This window comes from Geobacillus sp. G4 (genome assembly GCF_040327975.1).
In the GTDB taxonomy this organism is placed as follows: Bacteria; Bacillota; Bacilli; order Bacillales; family Anoxybacillaceae; genus Geobacillus; species Geobacillus thermoleovorans.
This window is the reverse complement of sequence record NZ_JBEPJY010000110.1, coordinates 1-263: the sequence shown is the minus strand read 5'-3', so window position 1 is coordinate 263 and position 263 is coordinate 1. Positions and strand designations below refer to the sequence as shown.

At 35.7% G+C, this 263-nt stretch carries 1 pseudogene; it reads right to left on the bottom strand.

Going from position 1 to position 263, the window contains the following annotated elements:
* Positions 1 to 96: 96 nt before the first annotated feature.
* Positions 97 to 263, bottom strand: a pseudogene (locus ABS784_RS17160) (zinc ABC transporter ATP-binding protein); the annotation flags it as partial.

Genomic DNA, 263 nt, shown 5'->3' with positions numbered 1-263 from the left:
AAGAGGTGCGATAAAACCGATTAAAATACCTGAAAGAAATGCATTTTGCAAAAACTCAAATTGTAAAATACTGCTAAGCATCTTCATTTCCTCCATCTACTCATGATCATGCGTTATTAACTGAACTGGATGCCCGTACAATGAGGTCAATTCGGTTTCTTTCAGGCGTTCAAATTCGTCTTTATTTCCATGGAAATAAAGTTGTTTGTTCAAGCAAGCAACATGCGTAACTTTATCTGTAATAGCTCCAATATCATGGGTAA